10 protein-coding genes and 1 tRNA gene are annotated in these 13,132 nt (G+C 39.5%); 4 read left to right on the forward strand and 7 right to left on the reverse strand.

Annotated elements, in window-relative coordinates:
• Window position 1 precedes the first annotated feature (1 nt).
• A complete protein-coding gene (gene rpiB / locus WAO84_RS05045; RefSeq protein WP_340064090.1) occupies window positions 2-436 on the reverse strand; it encodes a ribose 5-phosphate isomerase B in 435 nt (144 codons plus the stop codon).
• Window positions 437-1,123: 687 nt separating this feature from the next.
• Here rpiB and WAO84_RS05050 point away from each other — a divergent pair.
• A complete protein-coding gene (locus WAO84_RS05050) occupies window positions 1,124-2,305 on the forward strand; it encodes a T9SS type A sorting domain-containing protein (protein WP_340064093.1) in 1,182 nt (393 codons plus the stop codon).
• A gap of 27 nt (window positions 2,306-2,332) precedes the next feature.
• Here WAO84_RS05050 and WAO84_RS05055 read toward each other — a convergent pair whose 3' ends face one another.
• Together WAO84_RS05055 and WAO84_RS05060 are read right to left on the reverse strand one after the other, a co-directional pair.
• Complete coding sequence (locus tag WAO84_RS05055; RefSeq protein WP_340064094.1) at window positions 2,333-2,575, reverse strand: DUF2007 domain-containing protein; 243 nt, start codon at window positions 2,573-2,575, stop codon at window positions 2,333-2,335.
• Window positions 2,576-3,051: 476 nt separating this feature from the next.
• The gene (locus tag WAO84_RS05060; RefSeq protein WP_340064096.1) at window positions 3,052-3,222 is read right to left on the reverse strand and encodes a hypothetical protein; all 171 of its coding nucleotides are present in this window, start codon (window positions 3,220-3,222) and stop codon (window positions 3,052-3,054) included.
• A 140-nt stretch (window positions 3,223-3,362) separates the two neighbouring features.
• Between WAO84_RS05060 and rnr the strand changes: the two genes are divergently transcribed.
• The 3 genes from rnr (at window position 3,363) to WAO84_RS05075 (ending at window position 7,050) form a co-directional block, all read left to right on the forward strand.
• A complete protein-coding gene (gene rnr / locus WAO84_RS05065) occupies window positions 3,363-5,561 on the forward strand; it encodes a ribonuclease R (protein WP_340064099.1) in 2,199 nt (732 codons plus the stop codon).
• A 90-nt stretch (window positions 5,562-5,651) separates the two neighbouring features.
• Entirely contained in the window at window positions 5,652-6,332 is a 681-nt protein-coding gene (locus tag WAO84_RS05070) for a head GIN domain-containing protein (protein WP_340064100.1), read from the forward strand.
• A gap of 34 nt (window positions 6,333-6,366) precedes the next feature.
• On the forward strand, window positions 6,367-7,050 hold the full coding sequence (locus WAO84_RS05075; protein WP_340064102.1) for a LysE family translocator: 684 nt from the start codon (window positions 6,367-6,369) through the stop codon (window positions 7,048-7,050).
• A gap of 33 nt (window positions 7,051-7,083) precedes the next feature.
• Here WAO84_RS05075 and WAO84_RS05080 read toward each other — a convergent pair.
• From WAO84_RS05080 to WAO84_RS05095, 4 genes are all read right to left on the reverse strand, one after another.
• A tRNA-Cys gene (locus WAO84_RS05080) sits at window positions 7,084-7,154 on the reverse strand.
• Between the two features lie 68 nt (window positions 7,155-7,222).
• Window positions 7,223-7,588 (reverse strand): dihydroneopterin aldolase, encoded by a 366-nt coding sequence (gene folB / locus WAO84_RS05085; protein ID WP_340064105.1) that lies wholly within the window; start codon window positions 7,586-7,588, stop codon window positions 7,223-7,225.
• 61 nt (window positions 7,589-7,649) lie between these two features.
• Entirely contained in the window at window positions 7,650-8,600 is a 951-nt protein-coding gene (locus WAO84_RS05090) for a PorP/SprF family type IX secretion system membrane protein (protein WP_340064107.1), read from the reverse strand.
• A 13-nt stretch (window positions 8,601-8,613) separates the two neighbouring features.
• A partial coding sequence (locus WAO84_RS05095; protein ID WP_340064109.1) for a T9SS type B sorting domain-containing protein occupies window positions 8,614-13,132 on the reverse strand: 4,519 nt, incomplete at its 5' end.

The raw sequence follows: 13,132 nt of genomic DNA on the forward strand, positions 1-13,132 counted from the left end.
GTTAACAATTAGAGGAAATTTTTTCTACTCTGTTTTGGTGTCTTCCTCCCTCAAATTTGGTTACTAAAAAAGTGTTTACCATATCTAATGCCTGTGTTAACGAGACAAAACGGGCCGGTATGCTTAAAATATTAGCGTCATTGTGTAACCGCGCGAGTTCGGTAAGTTCTTTATTCCAACAAAGTGCGGCCCTTACTCCCTTATGTTTATTAGCAGTAATAGCAGCTCCATTGCCACTGCCACATATAATGATACCTAGATCGGTATCACCTTGATCTACTGCTTTTGCGACAGGGTGAATAAAATCGGGATAATCAACACTGGTTATATCATCTGTGCCAAAGTTATCAATTTCTATATTGCGGGATTTAAGCATGCCAATAATGGCCAACTTGTATTCGGTTCCTGCATGGTCGTTACCAATTGCTATTTTCATTATATATTTTTTTGGTGGTTTTCTAATAAAACAAAGTTAAAAAACAGTTTCTGAACAACTGTAAAGCACCTATGTTAATTTAATTTTACAATTAGTTCATTTTAAGATCATTATAAACTAACATAAATTGTTCATATTTGTGTATTAGTATGGAAAGAATTGTTTGCAGAAACCAAAGGTTTTTTCAATATGTATTTTTTTTTGAATTAGTCAAACGATTTTTTTAAAACTTCTTCTCTTTTTTTCCATACCGGTTTCTGCCACTTTCAACAAAATTTCACAGTTTATTTATTAATAATAAGTGGTTAATTAAGGTTGTTGACAACTGTTAAGAAAAACTTAAAACATTTCATTTTTAATCTCTTAGATATTCTTATGGTTGTTAATTGTTATTGATAATTTTTTATAACTCATATATGAAAGTTTTATCCAGATTTTTTATCCCTGCTATTAACATACTATCATAACCATTAAAATTTTTATTTTTAAAAAAGATATTCTTTACTATGATTAAAATATTGTTAATTACTTCTACTAAAAAGTCCTTACACACACTTAAATCTTAATCCATATTTGTAGGGTAAACTTACTATAACGTGTATTTTATCGAAAAAATTGTGCACTTTATCGATTTTTTTAAAATATTTTTTTACTTTAGTTCTCGTTAAACCCCAAATTTGATTACATATGAGACAACTTTACTTCGCATTTTTATTTAGTAGTTTACTGGTAAATGCACAGGATTTCAAGATCAAAGATCCCAACTTTGAACGCGCTCTGATAGAAAGAGGTTATGATGTAGGTAGCCCTGACGGATTTTTAAACAGAAGCAACCTTACGGAGGTTACTTATCTGGATGTATCGGGAGAGTCTATTGAAGACCTTTCGGGTATTGAAGCTTTTGCTAACCTTCAGGTACTTATAGCAGATAATAACAAAATTCGTCAAATAGATTTAAGTCTTAATCAAAATATTGAGGAAGTAAGTCTATACAACAACCGAATTAACAGTGCCAATTTTTCCGGTAACCCCAAACTGGAAAAGTTAAACGCTTTTAAAAATACACTCAGCGATATTAATTTAACCAATAACAGAAATCTTACATTTCTGGCTGTTGCTGACAATAATCTAACTTCGCTTGATCTTTCTAATAACAAAAAGCTGGGTAAATTGTATTGTCAGGGTAACCAGTTGTCATTTCTCAATGTTAGTAATAGCCCCGAACTAACAATTGTTAACTGCGAATACAATAACCTAAGCCAGTTATTGGTAGCTAATAGTGCAAAGCTAGAGGTTTTGAATGCCGCAAATAACAATCTCACAGAGATAGATGTAACTACCAACAATAACCTGAGACAATTAAATGTATTGTACAACCGTATTGGTTCTATGGACCTGTCAGTTAATCAGAATTTAAGTTCTATTCTGGTTGCTTACAATGAGCTTACTTCGCTTAACATAAGAAATGGTCATAATACAAATATTCAGGTTTTTCGTTCCGAAGGAAATGATAAACTTACATGTATAACTGCAGATGATGTAGTTGTAAATGCAGATGAGAACAGTCTCTTGGGACGATGGAATACAGATTTTAGATCTCAGTTTTCTGATAATTGTGATCAGGCAGAAAAGAACGATGTGGTAGAAAGATCATTTAGCTTCTTCGTAGGTACAGATAAAACCCTTAACATCAGCAGCGACCGCAAAGCATCATTACACATACTTAACCTACAAGGTGTTGCTGTGTTAACCGAAGATTTGGATGAAGGTTTAAATGCTATAAACCTTAACAATGCGCTTAGCGATGTGTATGTACTACAGATTAATAGCGAAGTCGGTACATATACAAAAAAGTTTATCCTTAACTAACACACAAATTCTCTAAAAAGCAGTTTGTTAAACAATTCGTAAAGGAGATTCTTTTTCGTCCAGATCTTTAATGATAGCAATGGTTGCTTTTACATCGTCTCTGTGCACTTTTAGTTTTATGCCCCCTAAAGCATTAGAGTAAAAAGGTGTAATAGCAACCATTGTTTCATTTTCAAAAACATAGCGTATCTCTTCTTCTTCGAGTACTGTTTTTAAAACAGCATATTCAAAGGGATACGTATAAACGGCTACAACGATGAAATCTTTCATATTTTTAATAAGTAAGTAATCGTTGTTTATAAATGTATCAAATTAATTTGATACTTCGGGGTGAACAAAAAAATCGCTGTAATTTTACAGCGATTTTTTCTATTGGATATATATTTTTTTTAGTAGGCACGCCGGGGGTCAGTACATCTGGTTTTGTTTGAATTGACACTGCTGCTACCTTCTACAAGTTGCTGCTTACATCCCTATCCGCTTTTACTACCGTTATTAACATACGTATTTTAAATATTTTTTGTGGTACTTAATTTTTAATTACACAGTAAATGCAGGTTAAATACTATAAATAATAAAGTATAGTAGCTTTTTTCTAATAAAATACATTTTCGTAGTAGCTCTCTTTCCCGCATACTGTGATTTTAAGGAAATAAACGTATGTCAGAACATTAAAAGGTAGTATTTTTGATTGTGAAATAGTGCTATTTCATATTTCTGTAAGTATCTGTATTCCGGTAGAAAAACTAAAAAAGTATCCTGGTATTGGCAGAAGTCTGTTTAGTCGTTTTCTCGGCATCTGCAGAGCGTACCTCTTCTGTCCTGTTAAGGCTGTAATTAATATAACCTATAAAGGAAAGTATGCCAATTAAAAAGATGACAACAAAAAAGATAATTATCTTATATACCCGCTTCATTTGTATTTAGAAACCCTTTTACTTTAAATAGACGAATGAAAATAACGTTTGTTACAATTTTTTTAATAAAACTTTAACTTTTTTTATTAATAACGCGATGATGGTATTAATTCGTATTTTACCCCTGAAATAAATTCTATATGTCAAAACAAAGAAGGAGAAGTAAAGATCATAAGAAAAATGAGATTACAAAGGAAATTTTCCAGATCCTGGAAAAGAACCCTTCACAATCTTTTAATTATAAACAACTGGCTGCAAAAATGGGTATTACCGATGCCAGTACACGTAATATGTTAATCAAGAGGTTAACGCAACTTAAAGAAAAAAGAAGAATTGAAGAAACGGGTCGCGGTAAGTACAAAGCCGTAGCTTCCAGAAATCATTTTACCGGTATCATAGATATTGGCTCCAGAGGAAATGCCTATGTAATCACTGAAGAAATGGAAGAAGACGTATTCATTCCAAACCATAAGTTCAACAAAGCGTTACATATGGATGAAGTGGAGGTATATGTATATCCTCATCGCAAAGGGCGCAAACCGGAGGGAGAAATTGTTAGGGTTATTAGCAGGTCCAAAACATCTTTTGTAGGGGTTGTACAGATGCAAAAGAACTTCGCTTTTGTGGTAACCAAAGACCCCCGTATGTACACAGATATATTTGTTTCCAAAGATCATGTAGGAGATGCTTCTGATGGAGATAAAGTTTTGGTAAATATTCTGGAATGGCCGGAAAATGCCGAATCGCCCAATGGTGCCATTGTAGAGGTTTTGGGTAAACCGGGAGAACACGATACCGAAATGCACGCGATCCTGGCAGAATATGGGCTGCCGTACCGTTTCCCTGAAGAAGTAGAAAAATATGCCAATGAGCTGGATACTTCTATTAATGCAGAAGAAATACAGAAAAGAAGAGATATGCGTGGTACTATCACATTTACCATAGACCCTCGTGATGCCAAAGATTTTGATGATGCACTTTCCTTCAAAGTCTTGGAGAACGGTAACTATGAGATAGGTATTCACATTGCAGATGTTTCTCATTATGTAAAACCAGGCTCCATACTCGATGATGAAGCGTTTGATCGCAGTACTTCGGTATATCTGGTAGATCGTGTGGTACCTATGCTTCCTGAAATTTTATCAAACCGGGCATGTTCTTTAAGGCCTAACGAAGAAAAATATACTTTTTCAGCCATTTTTGAGATTGACAAGAATGCGCATGTACACTCTCAATGGTTTGGTAGAACGGTAATACTTTCAGATCGCCGGTTTGCTTATGAGGAAGCTCAGGCCATTATAGAGACCAAAGAGAACCTAATACCGGAAGAAGTGTCACTTACCGGTGAATCTTACGAAGCAGAGCCCGAAATAGCAAATGCCATAATTACTATGGATACGCTGGCCAAAAATATGAGGGCACGCCGAATGCGAGCCGGTGCCATTTCTTTTGATAAAGTAGAAGTAGGGTTTTATCTCAATCAGGAAAATGACCCTACAGGTGTATATTTTAAAGAATCTCAGGATGCCAATAAACTTATAGAAGAATTTATGCTTCTTGCTAATAGAAAAGTAGCCGAATTTATTGGTAAACGCACACCAGAACACGTTTTTGTGTACAGAATACACGATGAGCCCGATGAAGAAAAGCTCATGTTACTCAACGGGGTGATCTCCAGGTTTGGTTATAATATCAACCTGAAAAGCAAAAAAACCATTACAAGTTCAATTAACTCGCTTTTAAGTGAGGTTCACGGTAAAAAAGAAGAAAACCTGGTAGATACCCTTACTATACGGTCCATGAGCAAAGCAGTATATACTACCAACAATATTGGGCATTACGGGCTTGCTTTTGATTATTACACCCATTTCACATCACCCATAAGGAGATATCCCGATGTCATGGTACATAGATTGCTTCAGCACTATTTAGACGGAGGCTCATCTGTAAAGAAGGAGAGATATGAAGACCGCTGCGGGCATTGTTCAGATATGGAAAATCTGGCGGCCAATGCCGAAAGAGATTCTATAAAGTATATGCAGATAAAATTTATGCAGGATCATACTGATGAAGAATTTTTAGGTGTTATCTCCGGTGTGACCGAATGGGGTATTTATGTTGAGATCATTGAGAACAAGTGTGAAGGTATGGTTCGTATAAGAGAAATAAAAGATGATGAATATACCTTTGATATGAGCCAGTATGCGCTGGTAGGTACCCATACAAAAAATATATACCAGTTGGGAGACGAAGTACTGGTAAAAGTAAAGAATACCGATCTGGTAAAAAGACACCTTGATTTCTATCTTTTAGGCAAACCGGAAGAAATCACCACATAGTGAAGAGATCGTGCCTTAAATGTTACGATAAGCCTTTTTACGGCATGGAGTTTGGTATATTTTAGAAGTAAATTTTAAATAAATAACATTATGAGATTTTTTGGAACTTTGGTAGTATGGGTAGTAAGCTTACCCCTGTTGTTTGCACAGGAGGGTACTTTAGAACAGGAATTGGGTACGTTTGATCAAATTAAAGTGTTTGATGGTATTTCGGTAGAACTCATTAAAGCTTCAGAGAACAAAATTATTGTTTCGGGAGAAGATGTGGATAAAGTGGCTGTCGTTAATAACAACGGCACATTAAAGATACGCATGGAAATAGATAAGATATTTAACGGCTTTGAAACATTTGCAAAAGTGTATTACTCGGGCCGTATCGATCTTATAGATGTAAACGAGAATGCCTATATCTCATTATCAGAACCTCTTAAGCAAATAGCAGTAGAGTTGCGGGCACAGGAAGGCGGAGAGATAGATGTGGTGCTAGATGTACAACGTTTGGAAGTGAAGGCAGTGACCGGCGGAACTATTGAAGCCAGCGGAAAAGCAATTAACCAGAATGTTTCGGTAAATACCGGAGGTAACTATGAAGGTGATGATATGAAAACAGAACAGACCAAAGTAGTGGTAAATGCAGGAGGTAATGCATATGTAAACGCGAGCGAGTATGTAGAGGCATCTGTTCGGGCAGGTGGCCGTATCCGGATTTACGGTGATCCGAAAGTGATAGATAAGAAAAAATTTCTGGGAGGAAGAATTATAGAGCAATAACATTGTTTGTTAAATTTGCCAAAACACCAGTTTTATGATTCACGATATTCTTGCGGCTTTTCCCTGGGGAGTGTTATTGGCATTCACCATTGGCCCGGTGTTTTTCGTGTTGTTGGAAACGGGTGCCATAAAAGGGTTTAGAGCAGCCCTTGTTTTTGATGTCGGTGTAATTTTAGCCGACATTTTTTTTATTCTGGTAGCGTATTTCAGTACCAATAAAATACTGGAAAGGCTTAAAGATGATCCTAAACTGTTTGTTTTTGGCGGGGTTTTGTTACTTATTTACGGAATTGTGTCCTTTATTAAAAATTTAAAAGATCACAGGCGAAGAAAACGGGAAGATCAGGTGTTTGACCTGCGCCGTACCAATTACCTAACACTCTTTCTCAAAGGATTTTTACTGAACTTTATCAATATTGGCGTACTGGGCTTCTGGCTGGGTATTATTATAGTATTTGGCCCCAAACTCGAGATGCAGCCCACCAGGATATTTACCTTTTTTGCTACCATTATTATAGTCTATCTTTTAATGGACTGTGTTAAAATACTGCTGGCGAAACAATTGAGAAATAAACTTACCCCTTTCCGTATTTTTAAGGTAAAAAGAGTGATAAGTATCATACTTATGATATTTGGTCTTGCTCTTATTATTCAGGGATTTTTCCCGGATGAAAAAGATAAGATCAAAAATGCTATAGAAGATATGAGACACAAATAAAAAAACTTCCCAAAGCGGGAAGTTTTTTTGAAGAGGCACCGAGCAGATTCGAACTGCTGTAAAAGGTTTTGCAGACCTCTGCCTAGCCACTCGGCCACGGTGCCATAGTGCGGGAGCAAAGCTAACAAATAATTTTGAAATCTTACAAAATTATAAATACATATTGGCCAGTTTACCCATTTTGCCTGCTTAAAGACATTTCAATAGTCACCATTTCTACATTTCCTCCTATGGGAGGGTTTATTTTAGATACTTCGGCGGTAGCATTCACGGTAATAGGTATTTCGCTTAAAATACGTTCCAGTATGCGGCGCGTAACACTTTCAAGAAGCTTAGACCGGACAGCCATTTCTTCTTTCACTATTTTATTAATATGCACATAATCAACTGTATCCTTTAAATGGTCACTTACAGACGAAGGTCCCAGATTTGCTTCTACCTGAATATCAACCCGGTAATCACTTCCTATTTTACCTTCTTCTATCAGGCAACCGTGATATGCATACACTTGAATGTTTTTTACTTTAATAATTCCCATGACTTTACTGAATAAGTACTGCAAAAATATGCAATAGCCATGGGAAATCGGTAACGTATTTTTAATAGGTGCACCGGCAGTTACTAACCCCCTGAAAGAGATCCATACCTACCGTGATCATATGGGTTCCTGAGTTAAAGCCAATAAGCTCATTAAGAATAGCCTGATAAGAATAGGCAAAGTAAAAATTCCTCTTTTTTAGTCCAACCATAGGTCCTACATTAAGCGGGTCCAGAAACTGGTCATTTAGAAAACGATAGGAAATACCTGCCCAGTAATAATCTTCAAAATCATAAATACGAAACTTAAGATTAAAATCGGTACTGGAACGCCCGTCACTTTCAAACCATTGAAAAAATACGGAAGGTTCTATTTCAAAATCACTGTTTCGGCTCCTTCTCCATTTATAACCGGTATAGAGGTAATAATTACGCAAACGGTTAGGCTCTGAAATAGCAAATATATCAAGGTCTTTATTTAAAAGGTTAGAGGCATTAAGGCTTAAATAAAACCCTTTTAACCGGTATAATATGCCTACATCAAAATTATGGTTAGTGGTAGAGCGGTTATTGGTTACTGAAGGATCGGGAATAGTAGGGTCAAATTCTCCAATATCTATACGAAACTGGTTAAAGTTGTATGATATTCCCATAGACAGGAAATGATCGTCATAAGGGTCTATGGTAAGGTGGTGTGCAAATGAAAGGCGTGCGCCGTATTGCCGCGTATTTCCATTTTTATCGTTAAAAAACAAGGCACCAACACCAGACCGGTTTCCCAGTCGTACATCTGCTGCAAGGGTTTGAGTATCAGGGGCATCTTTTATACCTACCCATTGGGTGAGCCCGTTAAGACGCACTTTTACATGATCGCCTATACCGGCGTAGGTAGGTGAGATAACAAAAGGGTTATCTGCTAAATACTGTGTAAAGGTAGGCAGTGTAAGCTCTTGCGCAAATACGCCAGAGCTTACAAGACAGCTTACCATGAGGGCCTTCAGTATTTTTTTCATAGGTAGCATAAGTTTATCGGTATAAGGTAAAGTTTCCAACAAATTCTCTGCCGTCAAAATCGGCATTGAGTTTTACAACGTACCAGTAATCACCGGAAGGCAACGGGTTACCGTTATAGGTACCCAGCCAGGATTCGCCTTGTCTTAATTCAGCAAGCTGACGCCCGTAGCGATCGTAAATACGTGTAATAATATCAGGAAACGATTCGGTGTTTTTGGGGCTCCACGTATCGTTGTTTCCATCACCGTCCGGAGTAAAGAAATTAGGAATGAATATGTCTATAAACTCCATGAATATTTCTGTTTCGGCTTCACAGCCATTGGCATCTACCACCCGTACGGTATAGGTGCCGGTCTCATTTACGATAAAGGTGTTGTCATTACCGTTAAAAATATCATTGAAGTAATATTCATAGTCTTCTACGCCTCCGGTGGCGGTAGCTACAATCTGATTAATATTTCCCTGTACGGCGGTAATATCCAGTAGTGGTATATCTGGAACGGTAAACGATACACTGTCATTACAACCGTTAGCATGTTGTATAACCACTGTATGCGGGCCGGGAGAAAGATTCTCAAAGCCGCCGTCTAACTGTCCGTTGGTATCTCCGTCCAGGAAGTAAATCACGTCATTGGTAACATTGGGGTTCACAGTTATCATAACGTTTGTAGTTGGCAAATTGTTGTCACACAAGGTCTCTAAGGTTGCCTGAGGGTCAATTATCACACCGTCCTGTAATTCTGCTACGATCTGGCTTTCACAACCATTGGCATCTTCTACCAGTACTACATAGGTATAACCACCGGCAAGTCCGTCATACCTTACCTTATTAAGTTCAAACGGCATATCGGCCAGATCCGGATTGTTGGATATCAGTTTGGTAGAATATGGCGCGGTACCGCCGGTAATGGTAACTTCTACAAAACCGTCATTATCACCCTGGCATACCTCTGAAGATACATCCTGAATAACTCCTGCCAGCGGTTGAGGTGCTATGATCTCACGCTGGAAAACAAACGGTCTGCAACCATTGGAATCCTGAGCAATTATGGTGTACATTCCGGGTGTGAGATCAGTAAACATATTCTCTGACTGGAACTCGTTAAGATTGGGTGAAATCGCATATTGATATACGCCGGTACCTCCCTGAAGTTCTATACTTATACTACCCAGGTCTTCTGTACATAACGGATTACTTACTACGGGCTGACGAGCCGTAAGCGGTACTCCTTCCTGTATAGGTACACTAATAGTTTCACTGCAATCGTCACTATCTACGCGTATTTGATAGGTACCCGCCGGTAATCCGGTAAAGGTGTTATCAGTTTGCATGGGTCTGTAAGGAGTTATGAGATCAGGTAATCTATATATGGTAAACTCATAGTTACCCAGACCTCCTGAAGCGGCAATTCGTATAATACCGGTAGATTCACCATTACAGTTTATATCGGTCACCAATTCCTGAGAAAGGGTAAGTACAGGTACGGCATCTACAGATACTTCATTAGAAATATCAGAAATACAGTTGTTGCTGTCCCTTACATAGTATTGATACGTAGCCGGAGGAGCGGGTAGCACGATGCTGCCGGTAAAATTACCGATGAAGTTAATCCCGTCGGCACTATAGCTATAGGGGCCAACACCTCCTGTAGCAAATAGTTCAATACTTCCCTCAGTAAGACAGGTAGGTGCGGTAACCTGTATCAGAGAGGCTATTACGGCCGTAGGTTGTGATATCTCTACCGGAAGTGTGGTAGTATCACAGCTCCATCCGTCTATTACGGTTACAGAGTATCTGCCGGCTCTAAGGTCTGTAAAGACATTGTTGAGCTGGGCTGCAGATGAGGAAACAATGTTTCCGCCGGCATCTAGTGTATTGAGAATATAACGATACACACCTGCGGGGTCAACATCGGGTCGTCCGCCGATAGCAGTTACCACAATACTGGCCGTGATCTCTCCTTCACAAATAATAGGATCGGCCTGTACGGCGGTAGCTGTAATATCAGCCGGTTGCGTCAGTGTTTCGGTATCGTTGAAAATACAGCCTCTGTCATCAGTCACGGTAATGGTATAGGAACCTTCAGATAAGCCGCTAAACTCAAATGAGTTTACGTCATTGGCTGTATAATTTTGTCCGGTAGTAGTATTTACCAGAACAATATCATAAGGAGCCCATCCGCCGTCACCTTCAATAAGAATGGCTCCCTGATCGTTTGAACAGGTTACATTGGCGGTAGGTGTTATGGTTACATCCAGGGCCCGATCGGGAGATATGATGGTAATTACATTAGAATTTTCATCACAGAAAGGTGCATCCAGAGCTTCAACAGCTACATAGAGGTTGCCTCCCGGTAACATATCAATAGTGATCGGATTGGTTACGGTAGTGTTTCCGCTTCCTGATCGTATATTGGTTCCACTGTCGTCAAACACGATGTAATTGTAACTACCCGTATAATCAAATATTTCAAGGGTCATTTCACCATCGCTGAAACCGAAACAACTCACCGGGGTGGTTGCAGTGGCTACTACACGAATATCGTCAAACGGAGCCACGGTGTAAGGATCGCTGTCAAAATAACATCCGGTTACATCGTCAAATACACGGAATACGTACGTTCCGATAGTAGTAAGCTGATAATTGGCATCGAAATCTCCTGAAGCGGTATCCTGAACATCGGTACCGGCCGGACCGCCTACAGGTAAAAGATCGAAGGTATAATCACCAGATCCTCCTGTTACGGTTACGATCACTTCTTCGGGAGTATCGCAGGAAATAGCACCGTTATTGGCTGCTGCCGTATTTCGAATGACATCTACGGTGGTAATTTGCGGTAACGGATCGACCACTTGTGTTGGGATCGTAAATGTACATCCGTTATCGTCACGTATCACAAAATCATAAGAGCCTGGCTGCGTAACTGTATATACAAAAACATTTCCGGTAAAGGAAATAAAGGCACCTCCGTTTACACTATACGAGTAAGGTGCAGTTCCGGTTCCCGAAGTCACGGTTACTTCTATAGAGGCTTCCACTACACCATTTGTAGGATCACAACTAAAGTCGGTTACATTAGTAATAGTGGCATCCAGTACTGAAGGCTCAAAAATAGTAACGGTATCAGTCCCCACACAATTACGGTTAGAAGTTACTGTGATGGTATAGGTACCGGGATTAAGACCGGTAAATGTGTTAGTGTTTTGGGTAATGGCAGGATCTACTCCATTGTCTATAGTAAAGGTGTATGGAGGATTGTCATTGTCCGGTAGCGGTGCCAGATTCACAGTAATGGATCCGTCTGCGGCACCGTTACAACTAATATTAGTAACATCGGTAGCCAGTAAGGTTACCGGTGTGGCAATTTCAAGGGTAATAGCATCCTGCGTACTACATTGAGGTGAACCTACAGTAGTATCTTCAAATACTACGGTATAGGCAATACCTCCGGTTAAACCGGTAAAGGTAAAGGAAGCACCGCTTCCGGTAGCCACGGGATTGCTGAGATTGTCGAGTAAGGTATATTGGTAGTTTGCCGGATTACCGGAACCACCACTACCCGTTGCGGTTATACTACCATCAGTATTGATACACGAAGGTTGTGCATCTACACTTACGGTAACGTCTAACGGCGGGAATATGATAATGGTATCGGTATCGATACAACCGTTGGCATCTCGAATGGTTACGGTATAGGTACCATCGGCTGATACGGTAAATGTGGGCGAGCTTTGGAAGCTTACACCGTCGATACTGTATTCCAGGGGAGCTACTCCTGTACCTGTAGCGGTAAAGGTGTAGCTGGTACCGTTAGATGTACACTGGTTATCGGCAAATGCGGGCAGTGTAACAGTTGGCAGCGGATCGGTATTTACGGAGATATCTACCGAGCTGGTACAGCTAACAGCGGCAGCATCTCTAACGTGTACAGTATAGGTAGCGGGATAAGTAGCCGGATTTACTTCATAGGAAGTATCGGTGCTAAAGGTACCCGGAGGGTTCCCCTGCGGTACTACTGAGTACTCATAGGTACCGTTCCCACCGGAACCTGTTACGGTAATGATGGCCCCTGTATTACAATTGGCCAGGGTAGCGGTAGCGCTTACGGCTACGGGAGCATCGGGTGAAGAGATGGTTACCACATTGGTAGTTTCTTCACAGAAAGGCACGCCTGTTTGTACGACTCTTACGGTATAGATACCTGCTGCAAGTCCAGAAACAGGAATGGTTTGCGGCGCGGTACCGTTTCCTGAGGCTACGGTGGCCCCTCCGTTATCGATCACGAAGTAATCATAGGGTCCGGTGTAATTGGCGGTAGTAAGGTTGAGTACTCCGTCACTATTTCCAAAACAGGTAACATCGTTTACCAGGGCGGCACTTACGGTCATCAGGTCAAATGGCAGGATGTCATAGGTTTGAATATCAAAACATCCTGTGGTAAGGTCATTGACCCTGAAAGAGTAGGATCCCGGGGTTGTGATGGTAAACTGATTGGATGCCTGTGGTGTTCCCGAAGGCAACAGGATATAT

Source organism: Ascidiimonas aurantiaca (assembly GCF_037646345.1).
Classification (GTDB): domain Bacteria; phylum Bacteroidota; class Bacteroidia; order Flavobacteriales; family Flavobacteriaceae; genus Ascidiimonas; species Ascidiimonas aurantiaca.

Coding starts and splice junctions, on each gene's coding strand:
- rpiB (WP_340064090.1), bottom strand. CDS start 436: ATGAAAATAGCAATTGGTAACGACCATGCAGGAACCGAATACAAGTTG.
- WAO84_RS05050 (WP_340064093.1), top strand. CDS start 1,124: ATGAGACAACTTTACTTCGCATTTTTATTTAGTAGTTTACTGGTAAAT.
- WAO84_RS05055 (WP_340064094.1), bottom strand. CDS start 2,575: ATGAAAGATTTCATCGTTGTAGCCGTTTATACGTATCCCTTTGAATAT.
- WAO84_RS05060 (WP_340064096.1), bottom strand. CDS start 3,222: ATGAAGCGGGTATATAAGATAATTATCTTTTTTGTTGTCATCTTTTTA.
- rnr (WP_340064099.1), top strand. CDS start 3,363: ATGTCAAAACAAAGAAGGAGAAGTAAAGATCATAAGAAAAATGAGATT.
- WAO84_RS05070 (WP_340064100.1), top strand. CDS start 5,652: ATGAGATTTTTTGGAACTTTGGTAGTATGGGTAGTAAGCTTACCCCTG.
- WAO84_RS05075 (WP_340064102.1), top strand. CDS start 6,367: ATGATTCACGATATTCTTGCGGCTTTTCCCTGGGGAGTGTTATTGGCA.
- folB (WP_340064105.1), bottom strand. CDS start 7,588: ATGGGAATTATTAAAGTAAAAAACATTCAAGTGTATGCATATCACGGT.
- WAO84_RS05090 (WP_340064107.1), bottom strand. CDS start 8,600: ATGAAAAAAATACTGAAGGCCCTCATGGTAAGCTGTCTTGTAAGCTCT.